We start from the raw sequence: 19,018 nt of genomic DNA on the forward strand, positions 1-19,018 counted from the left end.
GGAGAAATTCAACGATTCAACAAAGCTAGTTGGTAGTATGATGATTATTTCTCCCACCTCAATCCGCAGATCACAACCCTAACTCCTCCATATTCTCCTTCTTATATGCACTAAATTGCTCCAATAGTTGCATCATTTCCTCTTCTCTTGCTTGATCCAGCATTATTGCCCATAGTAAACTTTGTCCGGCATGTTTGGGTTCCTTTTGGTAAATAGGATCTTGATAGGCTTCTTCAGGAGCTACAATATTCCACCCTTCTGCTTTGAACTTAGTAATCAGGTCACCAAGGAAGTAAGCAGAGGCAAGATTGTGGTGTAGAAGCAGAGTATGTTTGATATGTCTTCCGGTAAGGTCATACCCCAGTTGCTCAAAGAATAGGGCCATTTCATAGACATGGGATATGTAGAAGTTTCTGAATTCTTCCAAATCCATATCGGGGTTTTCGGCAAGCTTCTGTTCTAATCTACCTGCAATATACCAATCGGCGTCGTTGATGGTCACATGTCCATTTTTGTAATTGATCTCTTTTAAGAATTGACGGGATAGGCTGATTTTTTCTGCCGTATTTCCTTCTGATAAGTAAGGAAAACGGAAGTAAGGAGTAAAGTTAGTGTATTGTTGTATAAGGCTATCGGTCTTAAGGATCTCTTCCTTGAGGCGTTCAACGGTAATATCTTCTTGATTAAAGTTGGGATGTGAAAAGGTATGATTGGCAATTTGATGTCCAGCCTCGTTCCAGGAAGTGAGAAGGTAATGTCCTTTCTCGTCGAGCTTATTTCCTCCAATCACAAAGAAAGTCGCTTGTACCTCATGATGTTTGAGGTGTGATAAGATCATCTCATTCCATTCTTTCAGGGGATGTCCTGCCAGGTCACGGGTACTTCCATCATCAAAGGTAAAGGATAGAGTCGGTTGTTGTGCATAAGTCATCATGGAGGTGATGATAAGAAGAAAAAAATAGAGGACTTTCATATTCTCGTGTTTATTTACTGTTAAATAAAAAAGTATGGCGTGTATTGAATCGTCATCTTGCCTGCTGCCAATCAAGATTGTTGAATCGTTGAATCGTTGAATTTCACCTTCGGTGAGTTGATTCGAGTTGAATTGTTGATTGATATATACATACGTATTAATACTCACACAACATATCAACTCGAATCAACGAGCGAAGCTCAATTCAACGAATCAACGATTCAACAAAGCTAGCTTACCAATTAAGTGAAATTATTGCTTAATGATTTTCTTCATCACAGAAGAAGTATTCGTTTTCACCTGTAAGATGTATAATCCTTTTTGAAGGGTATTGGTGTCGATTTGTACTTGCCCTTTAATTTTAGAGGTAAAAATAGTTTTGCCGTTCAAGGCGACTAAAGAAACAATACCTTCTTCCAAACCACTTAGTTGAATGGTTAATGATGTTTGGAAAGGGTTAGGATATACGGAAATGCTTTCTGCCGTGAATGACTGTGCAAATCGAGCACTACCACAGGCTCCCATATCGGCCCATTCCTCACTGCTAGAAGGAATATCTCCTCTTGTCCACCATTTGGCACGATATACACGACCTTCGTAAGAAACTTCATGCCCACCTTGATAGGCTACAGAAGGATCCCAGGCCTCTAAGTCACAAAGTGGAACTTCTTCAATAGTAATAGTGGACTCTGCTACGCTAGTATTCCCATCGTTATCTGTAGCCGTAACAGTGATGGCATATTGTCCATAAGTATTAACAATATAGGAATTGCCACTGATCGTATTTCCATTAACCGCATAGGTGATAGCATTAACAGTACCGTCAGGATCAGAAGCGGTAGCGTCTATCGTTAGGGTATAAGGAAGGTCCGCTTGTATCGTACCTGAAGGAGAATTAATGGAAACCTGAGGAGGACAGTTACTTTCACAAGCAGGTTGTAGTTGAGCAGCAGCATCGTAGATGGTTGTCAGCAAGGAGCGATCATCAAAGGCATCCTGTCCAAGTTCCCAGATCATAATACCGCTAGTGCCTCTTTCGGCAGCAAGGTTTACTTTGTCTACCATCATCGGTCTACCATTGTAGTAGTAGCCGTTGTGTGTGTTGGCATCAGGACTAGCACCTTGTGCCAGTAGATCAGCATAAGTGGCGGCACTATTTCCGCTATTTCTACCATAGAACGGAACACCCAGAACCAGTTTGCTTGCAGGAGCATAACCCGTCCAGAAGTCAATGGATTGCTGTGCCTGTGCCATCGTCCCGTGATCCCCTCCGTCATACGTCATCAGGTGAATGTAATCTACCACATCAGCCGCTACGGCTTTTCCGGCAGCATTACTTCCGTAGGCTGCTACGGCCATCGTCAAGATTTTACCTTGAGGCTGAAGCGCATCTGCAAAACCTTGCATTAATGCCTTGAAGTTAGCTCCTTCGTTGGACGCAGGGTATTCCCAGTCCAGGTCAACACCATCCAAGTCATACTGAGTGACAAAGTCCATCACACTGGAAGTAAAGGCTACTCTCAGGGCCGGGTCAGCGGCAATCTGACTGAAGCCTTGACTCTTGCCCCATCCTCCTAAAGCGATCGTGACTTTAGCACCTGCTGCATGTGCTTTGGTAACCAGGTTTTGCAAGCCGGATAGTGCTCCTGCCGATAACGGCGCATAAGTAGTAAGATCACTGGTGTTAGGCTGCAAGGAGAAGAAGACTACGTGTGTCAGCTTACTGAAATCAATGCTGTTGACTGCACCTAAACGATAATCCGGCAAATAACCCACAATCAAAAACTCATCGGATGGAGGTGATACTACCGTAGGTTCTTTTACAGTGATCGTTAAGGTTGCTGTGCTGCTTTGTTGTGCATCATCCGTAGCGGAAGCCGTTACGACATAGTCTCCATAGGCAGAAGGCGTAAAGCTAGCACTTGTACCGGAAGTGGTTGCGCCATCTACCGTAATGCTGCTGGATGCAACGATATTATCATCAGATACCTGTATACTAATACTAATAGGAGCGAAGGTGTCTTGTGTAATTGTAGTATTGGTAGGTGCTGTAAAGCTAACTGTTGGAGGATTGTCTACGACAACATCCGGTTCAAGAACCGTGATGGTAAGTGTTGCTGTAGTGGACTGTCCTGCATCATCCGTAGCGGAAGCCGTTACGACATAGTCCCCATAGGCAGAAGGTGTAAAGGTAGCACTTGTACCGGAAGTGGTTATGCCATCTACCGTAATACTGCTGGATGCAACGCTATTATCATCAGAGACCGCTATAGAGATACTAATCGATGCGAAAGTCTCCTGAGTAAAAATAGTGTTGGTAGGTGCCGTAAAACTCACCGTTGGGGGAGTGTCTGTACTGCCACCATCACAAGTGCCTAGTGGTTTCCACCAATGATCGGCCGTACCCGGAGTGACATTGTATAGATTGTCCGCAAGTGACTCATATAGGATACCTTCATGAACCACTCGATCACCACTCATGTAGATTTCAGGATATGGCGCGTAATTGGGAACGCCATCACAATTAGCGGCATGGACAATAGTAATGTTTACTAGAAGCAAGAAGGAGGTAATTGCCATCAAGACAATACCTCCTGGGTTGTAATTATTCATTTTCATATCGTATTGTTAATGATTCGCCACAGACATCGGATTGGATTAGAGACCTGCGAATACGAGATATAATAAATAGTAAGGGTTTTCCTTGATTGTTGAATCTAACATAGGGTAAAAAAATAGTGATATAAAATCTTCTCGGGGTACAATTAGGGGTACACCTATAGGATCTTAGGGGATACAAATAGTGTTTTAAAGGCCTTAAAAGCCTTTTTAGGTGATGTTTTGGGGGATACAGGTTGTTAGGTAGTGTTTTTATCGATAGATACGAAAGTTTTTTAAAAAGGCTTATTCATGTTGTTTAGTTGAGCTTCGTTCGTTCATAATGTTTAGTTGAATTACTTGGTGAAATAAAATAAGATGAATGCAATTGTATAAAAACAACACAAAGCTTCTAATATGTATTTTTTTAATAATTTGTTGATTATTCATCTTTACCGACACGGCTTGTTCATAAAAAAATAGGGTAACAGATAATGTATATATTTGGAGTGCGAATTCTAAATAGATACATATGATCCAGGTTACCCCTAAAAATGCCGAAGCCTTTTATGCAAAGTTACAGGAAAGATTGCCTGATACAAGAGATAATAGAGGAAAACAACATGAATTAGCTTTTGTGATTATTCTTTTCATTGTAGCCCTTTTACGTCACCAGAGTCGTTATTCTATGTTGTCCATCTACAGAAACATGCAGCGGTTTTATCGTACGGTGAGCAGAAGACTGAATTATACTCAAAGTGATAAATGTGTGAGTCGATCTCAGTTAATAAGGATCCTAATTGATCTTGACTATGAGGTTTTTAATACGATATTATCGGATCATATAGAGGAATCAATAGGAGATCCATCGATTGAGTGGATGGCTATAGATGGTAAAGAGCTGAGAGGTAGCATTGATAGCTTATTGGGACAAAACAGAGGAGAGAGTACTGACTACTGGACATGAGATAAAAAAATAGTGAGAAAAGCGTATTTTATAAGTGACAAAACTTTAAAGATATGCTCAACTCACTATTGAATAAATTTAAGGAGAGATTTCCTGAAATCGAAACACATACGCTAAAAAATGTTCTTCTACTAGCTTTACTTTTCCTCAAGCAGGAAACTGTGAATTTGAATAAGCTGAAAAAGAGTGTGGGAGAACTTTTAGGGAATACAGATACGAAACCAGAGAGTCACTACAAGCGTCTTCATCGATTGTTTGAAAACAATAAGGATAACGATGAGCTATGGCAGTTAATTCTTGAAATCGCTCACACGCTTTTCAAGGATGAAGTGAAGTATCTGGTTATGGATGGCACAAAATGGTCGTTAGGAGAACAGTGTTATCATTTTATGATGCTGGGTGCTGTGTATCAAGGACAAGTCATCCCATTATGGTGGGATAATCTGCTTAAAAAAGGGATAAGCAATGAGCATGAACGTGTATTACTTTTTGAGGAAGTGCTCATCAAGTATCGCTTGAAAGACAAAGTATTGCTGGCTGACCGTGAGTATATAGGAGAAGACTGGTTTAATCATTTACAGACTTCCAACATCGGTTTTATCATCAGACTTCGTAAAGGAATCTATAAAGATGCCGTGAATAATAGCTCTGGTTATCAGTATGATGAAATGGAGCGTAGATGCTTGAAACGCAAGAATGGTATCCGTAAAAAGATACAACTTGGAGAGCAGCTCTATACCTTGATTATGGTGAAAAATATGGACCCGGATTCTGATGAACCTATCCTTTATTTACTGACTACCGAAGAAGGGAAGATTACCGTAGCTAGAGCGTATGCCATGAGGTGGATGATTGAGAATTGTTTTAAAAATATGAAATCCAATGGCTTTCATTTAGAGGCTATCTCACTGCGGGATGAGGGAAAGATTCAGTTAATGATGGCAATACTTGTTCTGGCTTATTGCCTGGCTCTTTTTGAAGGACTTAAGCAGTTGAAAGTAATCCGTAAAAAGCGCTATAAGAATGGTGCGATATACCTGGAAGAGTCTGTTTTTAGAAGGGGTATCAACTCGATTTATCAGAAGCCAGGCAGTATTGTACAATTTATAGATTACATACTTGATACTGGCCTACTGGACAGGAAGCGGCAATTATTGTCTCATAAGCCTCATGTCCAGTAGTCAGGAGAGAGTATTATTATGAGTGTCACTCATGATGGATTGGAGGGTAGTATTGTAGATTTCTATAACGGAGCGAAGTCATCAGAAAAAACCAAGGTTCAGGAGTATCTCCAGAAGCTGGATAATTTAGAAGGAAAAGGGATCACTTTAGACGCTTTGCATACCAGTAAAAAAACACTTTCACTCATTCATGAAAAGAGCGGAGTCTACCTCTGCCAGGTGAAAGGGAATCAAAAGCATCTCTTGGAAGATCTTGAGCATATAGCGGAACATCTTCCGTATCAAAGTACATCACATACTGTTGAAAAAGGTCATGGAAGAATTGAAACAAGAAGTGCCTTTCAATATAGTGTAAATCATGAAGTACTTGATCAGGGATGGGAGAGCACAGGCATAAAGACTTTTGCACTTATCAAGCGAGAAACTATTAACATGAAAACGGGTGGGATTACTGAGAATAATTCAATATATATATCTAATAATGAGTTAAATGCTGCATCATTTCAATCGTTATGTAGAGCTCATTGGTCAGTGGAAGTTAATAATCACACGAGAGATACAGTCTTTGGTGAGGATCACTTCAAAAGCTTTGACAGTGACTTGCAAAGATCGGTAGCTTCTATTTTGAGTTATATTCATAATGGCATGAATAAGATGGTCAAAAGTAGAAGTATTAAGCGACTAAAAGAAGACATGATCTACTCTTTCAAAGACGTGTGGCGCTTCTTTGAAATGTGCTGAGAAAATTTTTATGAACAAGCCGTGTCTTTACCGAAAGGATAGGAGAATTTTCACAAATTCATTTCAGGAATTATGGATGGCTAATGCTATTGGAATGATAGGATAGTATCGATGCCCGTTATTGTAGAGCAATGCTTTTTAGTAAAATCGAAGAAAAGAATAAAGAAAAGATACAGCAATTGATAGGATGAAAGGACCCGATAAAAATACGATTTACCCATTGGAGCATTACGACAGACTTTGCTTCCTGAAAAATATCATTAAGAACCCTAATATTATTGTGGGGGATTATACCTACTATGATGATTTTGAAAACGTAGAGAACTTTGAGAAAAATGTAAAGTACCACTTTGATTTTGTAGGCGACAAGCTTATCATCGGTAAGTTTTGTATGATTGCCTCTGATGTCAAGTTTATCATGAATGGCGCCAATCACTTAAGCCAAGCGTTGAGCACTTATCCTTTTGCCATTTTTGGCAATGGATGGGAAAAGGCCATGGAAGGAAAATCATATCCACAAAAAGGAGATATCGTAATTGGTAATGATGTTTGGATCGGTTACAATGCAACCATTATGGCGGGGGTTACCATCGGGGATGGTGCTATCATTGCGACAAATGCGACAGTAGTGAAGGATGTTGAGCCTTATTCGATAGTAGGAGGGAATCCTGCCCAAGAAATAAGGAAGCGCTTTTCGGAAGAAGAGATTCAAAAGCTATTGGAACTGAAATGGTGGGATTGGGATCTTGATAAGATTACTAGAAATGTGCAACATCTGACGGGGAATGATTTGGATGCTTTATAAAGATAAGTTTGGACTAGCAAATATGACTATAATCTTATTCGTCAGTCTATATATTATAACTCATTTATTATCTAAATTTACCATATATCCATTTTACTTGATTTTTCCATAAAAAAAACTGCCCCATTCACATATAGTTTCTATGAATGGGAAGACTTACTGTTCGCAGTTAGCTTTCTATTTTTTACAAAGGGTGCTGGTTCAAGATTCATCTTGGACCCACAATGACGAAAGCATTTGCTTTCGTGTTACCTATTTCATAACAATTCGGAATCGTTACATGACGTGCATGCTTCCATCATTTCCAGTTCAAGGACATCCTTGAACTAACATCCATTGATCACAGCTAGTAGACGTCACCTATAACGGGGTTGTATGCTACCTAAACCCTGAAAGGGTGACATCACATAGGGGCGGGATTTATCCCGTCACTTGACGAAACAGGACGATTTTTTATTCGATCTATCAATCCATCACCAACCTCCATTTTTCACTCATACCACCCGAGCGTGGACGCTCGTCGAAAGCGCTTTTAGGTCTTATCATTACATGACGTGGCGGAGCCTAAGACCAGTGTCGGGAAGAAAAGAATAAAGAGAAGATTCAGCAATTGATTTTTAGATCTCAAAATCAATCGCCGCATTCTCCTTCACTTCCTCATTATTTCTAATCTTTACTTCACTGCGGTGATAGACCACAGAATTAGGGGCTAAGCTGGAAGTCAACCATACGTTACCACCCACTACACTATTTTTGCCAATAATAGTATGTCCACCAAGAATTGTACTTCCGGCATAGATCACCACATTATCCTCAATCGTAGGATGACGCTTGATCTCTGCCATGCTCTTCTCTACACTTAAGGCTCCCAAGGTTACCCCTTGATATATTTTGACGTGATCTCCAATCTCACAGGTTTCTCCGATAACAATTCCGGTACCGTGGTCCATACAGAAAGAATGACCAATTTTTGCGCCGGGGTGAATATCAATTCCTGTTTTGCGGTGGGCATATTCTGAGAATAGGCGTGGGATGATAGGGATTTTTAGCTGATAGATAATATGTGCCATACGGTAAACATAGGTAGCAAAGAATCCCGGATAGGCCAAAATAACTTCTTCAATATGCTTGGCTGCAGGGTCTCCGGCCAATAGGGCACGGGCATCATCCATAATCATGGTGTAAGCATCCGGTAGGGCTTTGAAAAAGGTGTTGCATATTTCTTCTATATTCACCTCAAACTCATCCCTTAAAGGAAGAAGGAGTTCCTGAAACTTACCCTTTAACTTATAAAAAGAAAGCTCAGCGGCCATGGCTCCTTGCTCATGACCTGAGACTACTGGGAAAAGAAAGTTATACAGGCTATCGATAAAGTCTTCCGCTTTTTCTTTTGGGGGGGTATGCATACAACATTTGTTTTCCTGTATGCGGGCATATATCTTTTTGAAATCTTTCATCACTACTTCAATTTATTTTCAATGAAACTAGGCACACTGAAAATGGTCACTGTTGTTTACATTTATTAATGTACGAAATTAACAAATGTAAGATTTGAGTTATCTATATTTGCATTTATAAACAAAGTTAGCAAACTATTCTTCAAATCAGTGAAACAAATGTCTATCAAATCAAGCCTTAGCTTTTATGTGCTTTCAGCCTTTATGTTGCTGAACGCATTGGCTATGCCTTTGCTGGTGGTGGACTATGAGTACAGAAAAGAGATGATCGAAGAATTGTTTTGCATCAATAAGGATAAACCTGAATTGCAATGTCATGGGCAGTGTCACCTGAAAGGTGAGCTGGAAGATACCCAGGAGCAGCAGAAAAAGCAGGAGGGAAAAGGCGGTATTGTAATCGCTCCCAATGCTTTGGCTGAGGAATTGATTCAGGAATCCCCTTTTCTTTTCTCTACTTTGTTGACCACCGAGGAGGAAGTCCCTCCTTACCGCCTTCTTTGGAAGGATACCCACCTTTATGATATTTTTCATCCTCCCCGGTTCGTTTAATTTTCTTCTTTTCTAGGGATATATAACTGCTATTGATAGGAGTTGTACGATTAGCTGTACCACCAGGTGGTACCACTAAGTGGTATTACTAGTCGTAGCGTCCACGCTACGACTTTACCATCGTTTGAGCGTCTTCGCTCAAGTACACTTAAAGTATGACGTAGCTGTCTTAGTACTTAGTATCCAAAAAGCACCACTATTGACTAGTTACGGGTATCCTATGCCCAAAATTTTACGAAACCACATTTAGAAAAAATCAAGATGAAAAATATATATATCGTATTCGCTATTGCATTTGCCTTTTTGTTCACTGCTTGTTCTGAGGAGAACACCGTGGACCCCATGCTTAACTACACCAAAGTAGAGACGATCACACTTCCTAATACGGGATTGGAAGCAACTGTTTGGAGTGTAGAGGAAACTCTTTTTGCAGGGTACAACAAAATGATGGTTACCCTACAAGATGCAGAAGGTAATGCCGTAACCACTCCATCCGTAAAATGGATGCCTATGATGGCGATGGACGGAGGACACAGCCACTCGGCTCCAACGGACCAACCGGTATTGAACGCTGATAATGGAGTATACGAAGGAGGAGTTACCTTCGTCATGCCAAGCATGGGTGGCGCTTGGACGCTGATGTTGGAAGTGACGGAAGGAGAGCAAATGGATATGCATACCCTCCCGATTACGGTAATGGACAAGAATAGTACTTTTGCGATTCAGCAGGCAAACTATCAAACCATTATTCGTAAGCAGGTAGGAGAGACACGTTATTTCTTTGCATACTACTTTAAGGAAGATATGCCAAGAGTAGGAGAGCAGGAAATCGTGATTGCCGCTTACAAGATGATGCCAATGGATCATGGAAGCATGCGTACGGCAGAAGGTATGATGGATCACGGTACGGGTTTTATGCCTGTAACAGACCTAAGTATTGAGTTGGAAGCTTATATGCCATCAATGGGACATGGCGCTCCTGAAGGCCAACAACCTATGCATAAGATGCACGGACATTACGAAGGGACTATCAACTTCAATATGACAGGAGACTGGCAGCTGAAAACCCGTATCAAAATGGGTGAGGAAGTGTTGGTCAACAGCATGGACGTGGAAGAGGATCTGTCTTTCTACCTTGAATTCTAAGTCCAATGAGACTAAAAGCAGTAATGCTAGGTGTGTTTTTGGGACTGTGGGGGATCTCACAGGCCCAAAGACATACAATACATCAAGATACCATTGCGACAAGCGTATTGCAAGAAGTAGTGGTAGAGGGAGAAGGTGCTCAGGATTTTTATATTCCTGAGAAACAATCTTCTCTGGAACGCATCATGGACCGAACATCTTCGGTAAATCTTATCAAGAGGGGAAACTATGCCCAGGAGCCCGTGATACAAGGACTCTCAGCGGGGCAAATCAATATTACGGTAGATGGAATGCATGTTTTCGGTGCTTGTACCGACCGTATGGATCCCGTATCCTCTTATGTAGAAACCAACAATCTATCAGCCTTGCAGATTGAAGAAGGAGCCAATGGCAATATACATGGATCCACCATTGGTGGGGCGTTGAATATGGTATCTCCCGCACCTGTAGTGAAAAGTGAGCAGCCATGGAGTGGAGGGCTTGGAGCTACCTATCACTCCGTTTCCAATGGACAGGATTATTTGGGTAACTTAAATTATGCAGCAGGAAAATGGGGAGTACGCTATTCCGGAGGTTGGAGGAAACATCAGAACTATCTTCATGGTAAGGGAAAACAAGTAGATTTCTCTCAATATACCAAGATGAATCACTCCCTAAATCTACGCTACTTATTGAATGAAAGTAGTGCGCTGAGGCTTTCCCTAATTATGGATGATGCCCGGGATGTGGGTTATCCGGCTTTGCCGATGGATGTGTCTTCGGCAAAAGGGAATCTGTATGGACTAACTTATGAGTGGTATCCGGAACAGGGGAGTTTACATCATCTCCAAGCCAAAATATATGGCAATAACATTACACACATCATGGATGACTCCAAACGTCCAGACGTTCCTATTCGTATGGATATGCCGGGCTGGTCGGATACCTATGGAGGCTTTGTGGAGACAATGTGGCAATGGGGACGCCATCAGTTGATGCTGAAGACTGATGTGTATACCAATGATGTTAGGGCTGAAATGACAATGTACCCCAATCAGGAAGGTGGAATACCTATGTTTATGCTGACCTGGGCTGATACCCGCAGGACCGTTGGAGGCGTTTATGCCCGTCAGTCTACCCAATGGACAACGCAATGGAAAACGAATATTTCCTTAAGAATGGACTATGCGCATACTTTGATGACGTCTACTTTTGGAAAACAGCAGTTCCAGACCTTAGGGTATGCAATTGAGGGAGCGGATGAGCGTCTATTAGTTAGTCCTCAGTTGGAGGTTCATTACCAACCTTCTGAGCAATGGAAGTTTTCTATGCAGGGAGCTTATACTAGTAGACAGCCGACGATTACTGAAATCTATGGTTTTTACCTTTTTAATCGTTTTGATGGGTATGACTATGTCGGTAGTCCGGACATTAAGAATGAGAAGGCGTGGCAATGGAGTGCTAAAGCCTCCCATGAGACAGAGCAGTTACAACTAGGGGTAAGTACCTTTGCTTACCTGTTTCGGGATTATATTATGGGAGTAACAGATCCATCCCTCAACCGCATGACAGTAGGTGCTAAAGGAGTGAAGCGTTATACCAATATCCCTTCGGCTTATATGGTTGGAGCAAATGCCAATGCGCATTGGTGGTTAACAAAGGACTTAAGTACCAAGACCACTTTGCAATATACGCACGGTAGATTAGAGGATGGGGATGGGTTGCCTATGATGCTTCCGTTGCGTTGGCAACAAGCCTTGCGTTACCAGTATAAGCAGTGGCAGTTGCAGGCAGAGTATGAATATGCAAATCAGCAGAATGAGATAAGCGAAGTATTTGAAGAGCAAGCTACGGAGGCTTATTACCTTGTAAACTTACGTGCTGAATATGAAGTGGAATGGCAAGGGAAAAGAGGCCATATTCAGGTAGGGGTAGATAATTTATTGGATGCCTATTACCGTACCCATTTGGATTGGGGAGGAATTTATCGCCCAGGCAGGGATATTTATGTAGGAATGAATATTATTTTTTAATAGGTAGGGGCGATCCCAATGCTGTCAATTTAAGCTGAAAGTAAAAAGGTAGAAACTGGTCGTAGGGTCCTCCCTACGACCTGAAGCGGGTTTGCACTACTCTTTCTACATGCACTATTTCCTTAAGTTGACGGCATTGTCCCATGTGGTCGCCTCCAACTGCTCTGAGCGTCCACGCTCAAAAGCTAAGCCCTAAAGCCGCCTACATACGTCTTGCAAAGATTAAAGAACGCCTTACAAGTATCCAACATTTCTTTAGGCAATTGTCGCTTAGGGAATTGCTCCATAATTTGTTGCTGTCCCCAAGGAGTCGTAAAATACCGTCGGAGACGTTCGTCCTGAGGATCTACAATTACTTCTATTTCATCTTGCCATTCATAGCGTACCGTCATGAGATTCGGCTCTGTACGGAGCAAAAGTTTGTAGGCTAAAGATTGTTTTTGTAGTTGATATAGAAATAATTCTCCAAAGTCAAAACGAACTTGATTCATACCTATATCATTCTTCCTCACACAGACAATCTTGTTATCAATTTCAAGAGAAACCCATTCGTGAGAATCTTTAGGGGCAAGAAATTCCCCTAGCAAAGAAGGGACCTCTATATACCCCCTTTTACTTACCCTACTGAGCTCATGCAGTAATTGATCTGGATGGGGTACATGTTCCATGACGTGACAGCAAATCACATAGTCAAAAGCATTGTCTTCAAAAGGAAGACTTTCTCCATCAGCATTAATGAACTCCTGATGGCGGTATACTTTGAGGTTTCCGTTACGGTGGGTATCGTCGTCCTCATATTTATCTACAATAACATTAGCTCTGGGATGTGGATGGTTTCCTCCCCCTACATCGAGTACACGGTCCTTGGGGCGTATAGAAAGCGCCCATCGGGATGCGGGATTGTTAATTTTCATAATAGTGCTTATTCAGCGTTATGAAACTGGATAGTGGTAAAACTGTCCAATTCAGTATAAGAAGAATCCTTTTTCCTATAATAGAATCCGTGTCTAGATAGTTCCTTTCTTTTTACTTACCCTGGTGCTTCAGGGATGTCTCCGGTTAAATTTTTTCTTTATAAAAGACTAGGGTTGAAAAGTACAATTATACTTTTCAACCCTAATTCATATGTTCCAAGCAAGCTCTAAGAGAAGTGATAAATAGGACATCATCTTTGGACTATTTTGTAACAGTGTCATTCGTTTTATTAAACTGATTAAGCCACTCTACAGCATTAACCTCATCCGTGAAAATCTTCGTTGGATTTTTAGGCTTATTTACTCGAATAAAAAAATTAGCCAACATTTTTACGATAGGGGAACTGATGACAATCGCACTGGCAAGGATATATTGATTGCCTTCATTGGCCAAGTAGTCTCTAGCGTCTTTTGAGACTTCCTTGACCGATTGAATATTAAATAAGCAGGGATAGGTTGTTTTATTGGAGAATAAAATACGGTCCTGTACACACTCTTCCGCAACTTTCAGGGATAGCTCATTCATAGGTTTATAATCATAGAATAAAATGCCATCCGACAGGTATATTTCAGCAAACTGCGTTTCACTCTTTTTTATAATATTCCTTACGTTGTTCATTGGATTGCAGGGTTAGGAGCTTTGTTAATAAATATTAACTTAAGAAAAGCTATGACCAATTAAAATAAAACAATGGCAAAAATCAGACATAATAACATCATTGATACGGTCGATGAAGTCCTATCCGTCGCATCAGAAAAAGGAGTTGTTCACCTGTATGCAGAAGACAATGCTTTAAATGGAAGGCACCTGACTTTTCAGGGAAAAGAAACCTTGCACTTTGGTACTTGTGGGTACTTAGGCATAGAACAACACCCTGCTGTAAAAGCAGCCTCTATTGCTGCTATTGAACGTTTTGGAACCCAGTTTCCCATGTCCAAAACCTACGTTTCCAATCCTCTCTATACCGAGCTAGAGGCATTGATTCAGAAGATGTATGGTGCACCAGTAGTCATTTCCAAAAATTGTACTCTCTCCCATTTAGCAACCATACCGGTAGTCGTTAGAAATAACGATCTGGTGATTTTGGATCATCAGGTACACAGTAGTGTACAGGAAGTTACCAAGAAGCTGCTATCAGCAGGAGTGCACGTAGAAATGATACGCCATAACAACCTGGAGATGCTAGAACACTATATTAAAAAGTATAGGAATAAGTATCGAAAGATATGGTATATGGCGGATGGTGTTTACTCCATGTATGGAGATTTTGCACCTATCAAAGAGATGATTGCGTTGGCCGAAAAGTATGAGCAATTATACCTCTATGTGGATGATGCGCATGGGATGAGTTGGGCAGGCCCTCATGGTACAGGTTATGTGATGCAAGAGATGGATGGAGTGCTTTACAGAAAAATGATCTTGACGGCGACCATGGGGAAAGGATTTGGCTCTTGTGGTGGTTTGACGTTGTTCCCGGATCAGGAGTGGCACCGAAAAGTAAAAATGTTTGGAGGACCACTGACTTTCTCGGTACAGCTGGAACCTGCAATACTTGGAGCATCTGTCGCTTCAGCTAAAATTCACCTCAGTGAAGAGATTATTCAGTTGCAGCAACAGTTACAAGCAAATATTGCTCATTTCAATGAGTTGGTGACGCAAACTACTTTACCATTAATCGCGGAGAATAATAGCCCTATAGGGTATATTGGTACTGGCGTAATGGCCATGAGCAATACGCTGATCAAGCGTTTGATAGATGATGGCATCTATGTCAACTTAGCAGCTTTCCCTGCAGTTCCAGCAAGTCGTACAGGGGTAAGAATTACCATGTCCAATCATGTGACGGAAGAGGATATTACCACTTTGGTAGAGAAACTGGATTTCCATTATCATGAAGCGATGGAAGAGGTGGGGCAAACCAAGGAGAAAATTCTAAAAAACTTTAAACTAAAAGCACCTAAAGATAAGCCAGAGGCTGAGAAAATAGTGTCCCCTGTACAGGAGGAGACCTTTAAGGTGAATGTTTATACGACAATTGAACAGGTAGATGCCAATGTCTGGGACCATTTTCTAGGACATCGTGGAATGTATAACTGGGAAGGGTTAAGGTTTTTAGAAGCTTCCTTTACACAGAACGAGAAGCCGGAAGATTGCTGGGACTTCAGGTATTATGTGATTACGGACCGAGATCAAAAGCCTGTGTTGATCACGTTTGCTGTTATTGCCTTATACAAGGAGGACATGTTTTTGGATGCTTCTATCTCCAGGAAAATGGAAGAGAAAAGACAAGTAGATCCTTACTACTTTACATCAAAGTCCATTATCATGGGAAGCTTGTTCACAGAAGGAGACCACTTATACCTGGATAGAAGTACCGATCAATGGAAAGAGGCTTTATCGCTGTTGATGGAAACGCTCAATCAGGAGCAAGAGCAAGTAGAAGCAAAAAATATTCTTTTAAGGGATTTTGCTGAAAGTGATGTTGAACTTCAGGAATATATGATTGAACAAGGCTATGTGAAGGTGGATATGCCAGCGTCTTGTGTCGTAGAAGATTTGAGTTGGCAAACAGAGGAAGGCTTTATGGATACCTTGACGAAAAGGGGAAAAAGACATTTTAAGCAAGAGATCAAACGATACGAGGATTTATTTGAGGTAGAAGTGAAGGAGTTCCTTTCAGAAGAAGAGCTGAATAGGGGAATAGAACTGTTTAAGAATGTCAAGGCAAAAAACACAGCAATCAATTCTTTTGATTTTCCAGATAAGGTTTTTAATCAGATGAATGTAGACCCCAATTGGGAGTTTATATTGCTTAGGCTGAAGGAAGGCGTTAGTGATGAGCGTCAATTTGTGGCGGTTTGTTTTTGTCATAAGAATACCTTTTCCAAGACGTACAGCTTTATGCTTATTGGAATGGATTATGACTATGTCTACGAATATGGAGTGTACCGACAGGCCTTGTATCAAACGGTGAGACGAGCGAATGAATTAGGCTTTGAAAAAGCGAACTTTGGAATCTCTGCTGCGATTGAGAAGAAAAAGGTAGGGGCAAAACCTTATCCTAAAGTAGCTTTTATGAATGCCCAGGATAACTATATGTTGGAAGCAATGAGTGCAACCATGCTGGTAAATAAAGAAGGGTGATATCATGTAATCAATGGGTTTGCTTGTGAGTGCTCTTTGTTAAAAATGAGTTTTCAAGCAAACTCTTGCGGTTACTTCAGTGACCAGAAACTATATACGAAATATGCTAACTGTACAACAAAGAATCGAAGATATTTGTACCCTAATCTTCGAAGTGGCCAATGGTAATTTTGATTATAGAATTGACTCCACAGATGATGATGATGAGCTGAATGCTATCATACAAGGAGTGAATATGTTGGGGGAGGAGCTGAAAACCTCTACGGTTTCCCGGGATTTTATGCAGAGTATCTACAAGGGAGTTATCGATATGTTGTTTATCCTTAATAAGGATCTCAGTATACGTTCCATGAATGAAGTGGCTTGTCAAATATTGCAATATAAAGAAGAGGAACTGAAGGCTGCTAATATAGCAGAGCTGCTCTGTGATCCGCAAGGAGAATTGATCAAGTATGTACAAGCAGAGATAGCTGAGAAAGGGGAAGCACATATAGAAACCTGCTTTACGACTAAAGACAGGAGGGAAATTCCAACATCCATTAATTTCTCCCAATTAATCAATAATCAAAATGAAGTGGATGGTATCCTTATTATCGCAAGGGATATTACAGAACAAAAGGAAGCCGAGCGGCAATTGATCCTTGCTAAAGAGAAAGCGGATGCCGCTAGCGAGGCCAAAAGTAGGTTCTTGTTTAATATGAGCCATGAGATACGTACTCCCTTAAATGGAATCCTGGGCTTTACGGAATTACTGAAGTTCACGGAAACCGATGAGACACAGGATGAGTACTTGGAGTTAATTCTCAATGCTGGGAAAAACCTTAATCGACTCTTGAATGATATTCTTGATCTCAATAAAATTGAACAGGATAAACTCGTATTTGAAAAGAAGAATTTTTCGATTAGAGAGAATATAACCTTTTGCCTGAAGCCTTATAAGTTCCTGGCAGAAGAGAAAGAGCTAACTTTCTCATTTCATATTGACAATAGTGTCCCTGAATATGTGATTAGTGATCCTACCCGGTTAAATCAGATTATTATTAACCTGACGAATAATGCCATCAAGTTTACGGAAAATGGATCGATCGATGTGAGTTTTACAGCTCGTAGGCTGTCTTCGTCTAAGATGGTCTTAAGGGGAGAGGTCACGGATTCAGGTATAGGTATTCCATTGGAAAAGCAAGCGTTGATTTTTGAATCCTTTACCCAATCCGATGAGTCCACCACCCGGTTGTATGGAGGGTCAGGATTAGGGCTTTCTATATGCAAAAAGTTAACACAGTTAATGCATGGAGATATTGGTATTATAAGTCCTCCAGTACATCAGGCACAAGGTTCTACCTTTTGGTTTGAGATAGAGATGGAGTATACCACTCAAAGCCCTGTGGTGGAGCGGTTTGAGTTGGATGTCTCTAAGTTCAAGTTTAAAGAGGAGTACAACATTCTGGTGGTAGATGATAGCGATATAAACTTGTTGCGTGCCAAAGTAACGTTGGAGCATTTAGGGGCAGAGGTTACCATCGTAAACAACGGAAAAGAAGCGATTCAACTGGTTAAAGAAGCAGACTATGATTTGATCTTTATGGATATTCAGATGCCTGTGATGGATGGTTACCATGCTGCTGAGGTGATCCGAGAGGAGGGTTACGATAAAGTGATTATTGCACTATCAGCCAATGCCTCAAGAGATTGTATTGACAAGTGTAATGAAAAGGGGATGAATGATTACCTTATGAAACCTTATGAGAGCGTGGAACTCTTAAATATGATTTTGAAACATTTGTAAAGTTGATTTAGGTGTAGTCTATTTCCAAAGATCATGTGTCTTTATGATGTATGACATCATTAAACAAAAACATAACCAATGAAAAAGACTACTCTAAAACTATATAGCATAAGTTTGCTACTCTTTTATATGCTGACAGCTTGTAAGGATGAGCCTGTCTGTTGTGTAAATATTGATACACAAATTGGGCTTCATTATATGAACAGGGAGGGGAAGAATTTACTTGATTTTGCAGAGCACTATCAGAAGGAGGATATCAAAGTCTATTACAAGAAGGGCGATGAGTTTGAGTACGTCTATAATGGGAATCTAGATGCTCCCAATATGCATCATGTTTACTATACACCGGATAGTGCATTGATCCTCGCAGTATATGCTTCTGATTACTACGAGGGAGAGACCTCTACCACGTTGATATCTTTTAATGAAACCGTCTTTGATACACTGTACTGTGAGTTTGATATTCAAGACAATGGAGTGTCGATTAAGAAAGCATGGTTAAATGGAGTAGCGATAGAAGAGCAATTTATGGAGATTATAAGGGAAGAATAAACGATTGACTATCAGAGATTGTTTTAATAACATCAAAACAATTTAGGCGATTAACTGATTATATACTGAAAGATGAGTCATCCCATATTAACATTTAAGGGGTGGCTCATATTTTTTTCTTTAAAAAGTGCC

The 19,018-nt window shown here is 40.8% G+C and carries 15 protein-coding genes; 10 read left to right on the forward strand and 5 right to left on the reverse strand.

Annotated features, from left to right (window positions below; genetic code table 11):
* Positions 1 to 70 precede the first annotated feature (70 nt).
* On the reverse strand, positions 71 to 973 hold the full coding sequence (locus tag ABD985_RS14505; protein ID WP_345372908.1) for a polysaccharide deacetylase family protein: 903 nt from the start codon (positions 971 to 973) through the stop codon (positions 71 to 73).
* A gap of 252 nt (positions 974 to 1,225) precedes the next feature.
* On the reverse strand, positions 1,226 to 3,592 hold the full coding sequence (locus tag ABD985_RS14510) for a glycosyl hydrolase family 18 protein (protein WP_345372909.1): 2,367 nt from the start codon (positions 3,590 to 3,592) through the stop codon (positions 1,226 to 1,228).
* A 511-nt stretch (positions 3,593 to 4,103) separates the two neighbouring features.
* Between ABD985_RS14510 and ABD985_RS14515 the strand changes: the two genes are divergently transcribed.
* The 4 genes from ABD985_RS14515 to ABD985_RS14530 all read left to right on the forward strand — a co-directional run bounded on the left by ABD985_RS14515 (position 4,104) and on the right by ABD985_RS14530 (position 7,265).
* Positions 4,104 to 4,538, forward strand: a complete 435-nt coding sequence (locus tag ABD985_RS14515) for a hypothetical protein (RefSeq protein WP_345372910.1) — start codon at positions 4,104 to 4,106, stop codon at positions 4,536 to 4,538.
* A 53-nt stretch (positions 4,539 to 4,591) separates the two neighbouring features.
* Positions 4,592 to 5,719, forward strand: coding sequence for a transposase (locus tag ABD985_RS14520; protein ID WP_345372912.1), 1,128 nt, complete (start codon positions 4,592 to 4,594; stop codon positions 5,717 to 5,719).
* A gap of 18 nt (positions 5,720 to 5,737) precedes the next feature.
* On the forward strand, positions 5,738 to 6,460 hold the full coding sequence (locus tag ABD985_RS14525; protein ID WP_345372914.1) for an ISAs1 family transposase: 723 nt from the start codon (positions 5,738 to 5,740) through the stop codon (positions 6,458 to 6,460).
* A 187-nt stretch (positions 6,461 to 6,647) separates the two neighbouring features.
* Complete coding sequence (locus tag ABD985_RS14530; protein ID WP_345372916.1) at positions 6,648 to 7,265, forward strand: CatB-related O-acetyltransferase; 618 nt, start codon at positions 6,648 to 6,650, stop codon at positions 7,263 to 7,265.
* Positions 7,266 to 7,882: 617 nt separating this feature from the next.
* Here the strand turns inward: ABD985_RS14530 and ABD985_RS14535 are convergent.
* On the reverse strand, positions 7,883 to 8,722 hold the full coding sequence (locus ABD985_RS14535; RefSeq protein WP_345372918.1) for a serine O-acetyltransferase: 840 nt from the start codon (positions 8,720 to 8,722) through the stop codon (positions 7,883 to 7,885).
* A 159-nt stretch (positions 8,723 to 8,881) separates the two neighbouring features.
* Between ABD985_RS14535 and ABD985_RS14540 the strand changes: the two genes are divergently transcribed.
* The 3 genes from ABD985_RS14540 (at position 8,882) to ABD985_RS14550 (ending at position 12,429) form a co-directional block, all read left to right on the forward strand.
* On the forward strand, positions 8,882 to 9,271 hold the full coding sequence (locus ABD985_RS14540) for a hypothetical protein (protein ID WP_345372920.1): 390 nt from the start codon (positions 8,882 to 8,884) through the stop codon (positions 9,269 to 9,271).
* A gap of 261 nt (positions 9,272 to 9,532) precedes the next feature.
* On the forward strand, positions 9,533 to 10,417 hold the full coding sequence (locus tag ABD985_RS14545; RefSeq protein ID WP_345372922.1) for a FixH family protein: 885 nt from the start codon (positions 9,533 to 9,535) through the stop codon (positions 10,415 to 10,417).
* Between the two features lie 5 nt (positions 10,418 to 10,422).
* Entirely contained in the window at positions 10,423 to 12,429 is a 2,007-nt protein-coding gene (locus tag ABD985_RS14550; protein WP_345372924.1) for a TonB-dependent receptor, read from the forward strand.
* Between the two features lie 185 nt (positions 12,430 to 12,614).
* Here the strand turns inward: ABD985_RS14550 and ABD985_RS14555 are convergent, their stop codons facing one another.
* Positions 12,615 to 13,343, reverse strand: coding sequence for a class I SAM-dependent methyltransferase (locus tag ABD985_RS14555; RefSeq protein ID WP_345372926.1), 729 nt, complete (start codon positions 13,341 to 13,343; stop codon positions 12,615 to 12,617).
* Between the two features lie 262 nt (positions 13,344 to 13,605).
* The gene (locus ABD985_RS14560; protein WP_345372928.1) at positions 13,606 to 14,022 is read right to left on the reverse strand and encodes a DUF7793 family protein; all 417 of its coding nucleotides are present in this window, start codon (positions 14,020 to 14,022) and stop codon (positions 13,606 to 13,608) included.
* Positions 14,023 to 14,094: 72 nt separating this feature from the next.
* Here ABD985_RS14560 and ABD985_RS14565 point away from each other — a divergent pair, with 72 nt between their 5' ends.
* The 3 genes from ABD985_RS14565 (at position 14,095) to ABD985_RS14575 (ending at position 18,886) form a co-directional block, all read left to right on the forward strand.
* The gene (locus tag ABD985_RS14565) at positions 14,095 to 16,548 is read left to right on the forward strand and encodes a GNAT family N-acetyltransferase (protein WP_345372930.1); all 2,454 of its coding nucleotides are present in this window, start codon (positions 14,095 to 14,097) and stop codon (positions 16,546 to 16,548) included.
* A 103-nt stretch (positions 16,549 to 16,651) separates the two neighbouring features.
* Positions 16,652 to 18,334 carry a PAS domain-containing hybrid sensor histidine kinase/response regulator gene (locus ABD985_RS14570; RefSeq protein WP_345372933.1) on the forward strand — a complete coding sequence of 561 codons (1,683 nt, stop codon included), beginning with the start codon at positions 16,652 to 16,654 and terminating at the stop codon, positions 18,332 to 18,334.
* Positions 18,335 to 18,412: 78 nt separating this feature from the next.
* The gene (locus tag ABD985_RS14575) at positions 18,413 to 18,886 is read left to right on the forward strand and encodes a hypothetical protein (RefSeq protein WP_345372935.1); all 474 of its coding nucleotides are present in this window, start codon (positions 18,413 to 18,415) and stop codon (positions 18,884 to 18,886) included.
* Positions 18,887 to 19,018 lie beyond the last annotated feature (132 nt).

The organism is Algivirga pacifica, from assembly GCF_039543525.1.
GTDB lineage: Bacteria > Bacteroidota > Bacteroidia > Cytophagales > Flammeovirgaceae > Algivirga > Algivirga pacifica.

Coding starts and splice junctions, on each gene's coding strand:
- ABD985_RS14515 (WP_345372910.1), top strand. CDS start 4,104: ATGATCCAGGTTACCCCTAAAAATGCCGAAGCCTTTTATGCAAAGTTA.
- ABD985_RS14550 (WP_345372924.1), top strand. CDS start 10,423: ATGAGACTAAAAGCAGTAATGCTAGGTGTGTTTTTGGGACTGTGGGGG.
- ABD985_RS14570 (WP_345372933.1), top strand. CDS start 16,652: ATGCTAACTGTACAACAAAGAATCGAAGATATTTGTACCCTAATCTTC.
- ABD985_RS14565 (WP_345372930.1), top strand. CDS start 14,095: ATGGCAAAAATCAGACATAATAACATCATTGATACGGTCGATGAAGTC.
- ABD985_RS14575 (WP_345372935.1), top strand. CDS start 18,413: ATGAAAAAGACTACTCTAAAACTATATAGCATAAGTTTGCTACTCTTT.
- ABD985_RS14505 (WP_345372908.1), bottom strand. CDS start 973: ATGAAAGTCCTCTATTTTTTTCTTCTTATCATCACCTCCATGATGACT.
- ABD985_RS14545 (WP_345372922.1), top strand. CDS start 9,533: ATGAAAAATATATATATCGTATTCGCTATTGCATTTGCCTTTTTGTTC.
- ABD985_RS14540 (WP_345372920.1), top strand. CDS start 8,882: ATGTCTATCAAATCAAGCCTTAGCTTTTATGTGCTTTCAGCCTTTATG.
- ABD985_RS14510 (WP_345372909.1), bottom strand. CDS start 3,592: ATGAAAATGAATAATTACAACCCAGGAGGTATTGTCTTGATGGCAATT.
- ABD985_RS14520 (WP_345372912.1), top strand. CDS start 4,592: ATGCTCAACTCACTATTGAATAAATTTAAGGAGAGATTTCCTGAAATC.
- ABD985_RS14530 (WP_345372916.1), top strand. CDS start 6,648: ATGAAAGGACCCGATAAAAATACGATTTACCCATTGGAGCATTACGAC.
- ABD985_RS14555 (WP_345372926.1), bottom strand. CDS start 13,343: ATGAAAATTAACAATCCCGCATCCCGATGGGCGCTTTCTATACGCCCC.
- ABD985_RS14535 (WP_345372918.1), bottom strand. CDS start 8,722: ATGAAAGATTTCAAAAAGATATATGCCCGCATACAGGAAAACAAATGT.
- ABD985_RS14560 (WP_345372928.1), bottom strand. CDS start 14,022: ATGAACAACGTAAGGAATATTATAAAAAAGAGTGAAACGCAGTTTGCT.
- ABD985_RS14525 (WP_345372914.1), top strand. CDS start 5,738: ATGAGTGTCACTCATGATGGATTGGAGGGTAGTATTGTAGATTTCTAT.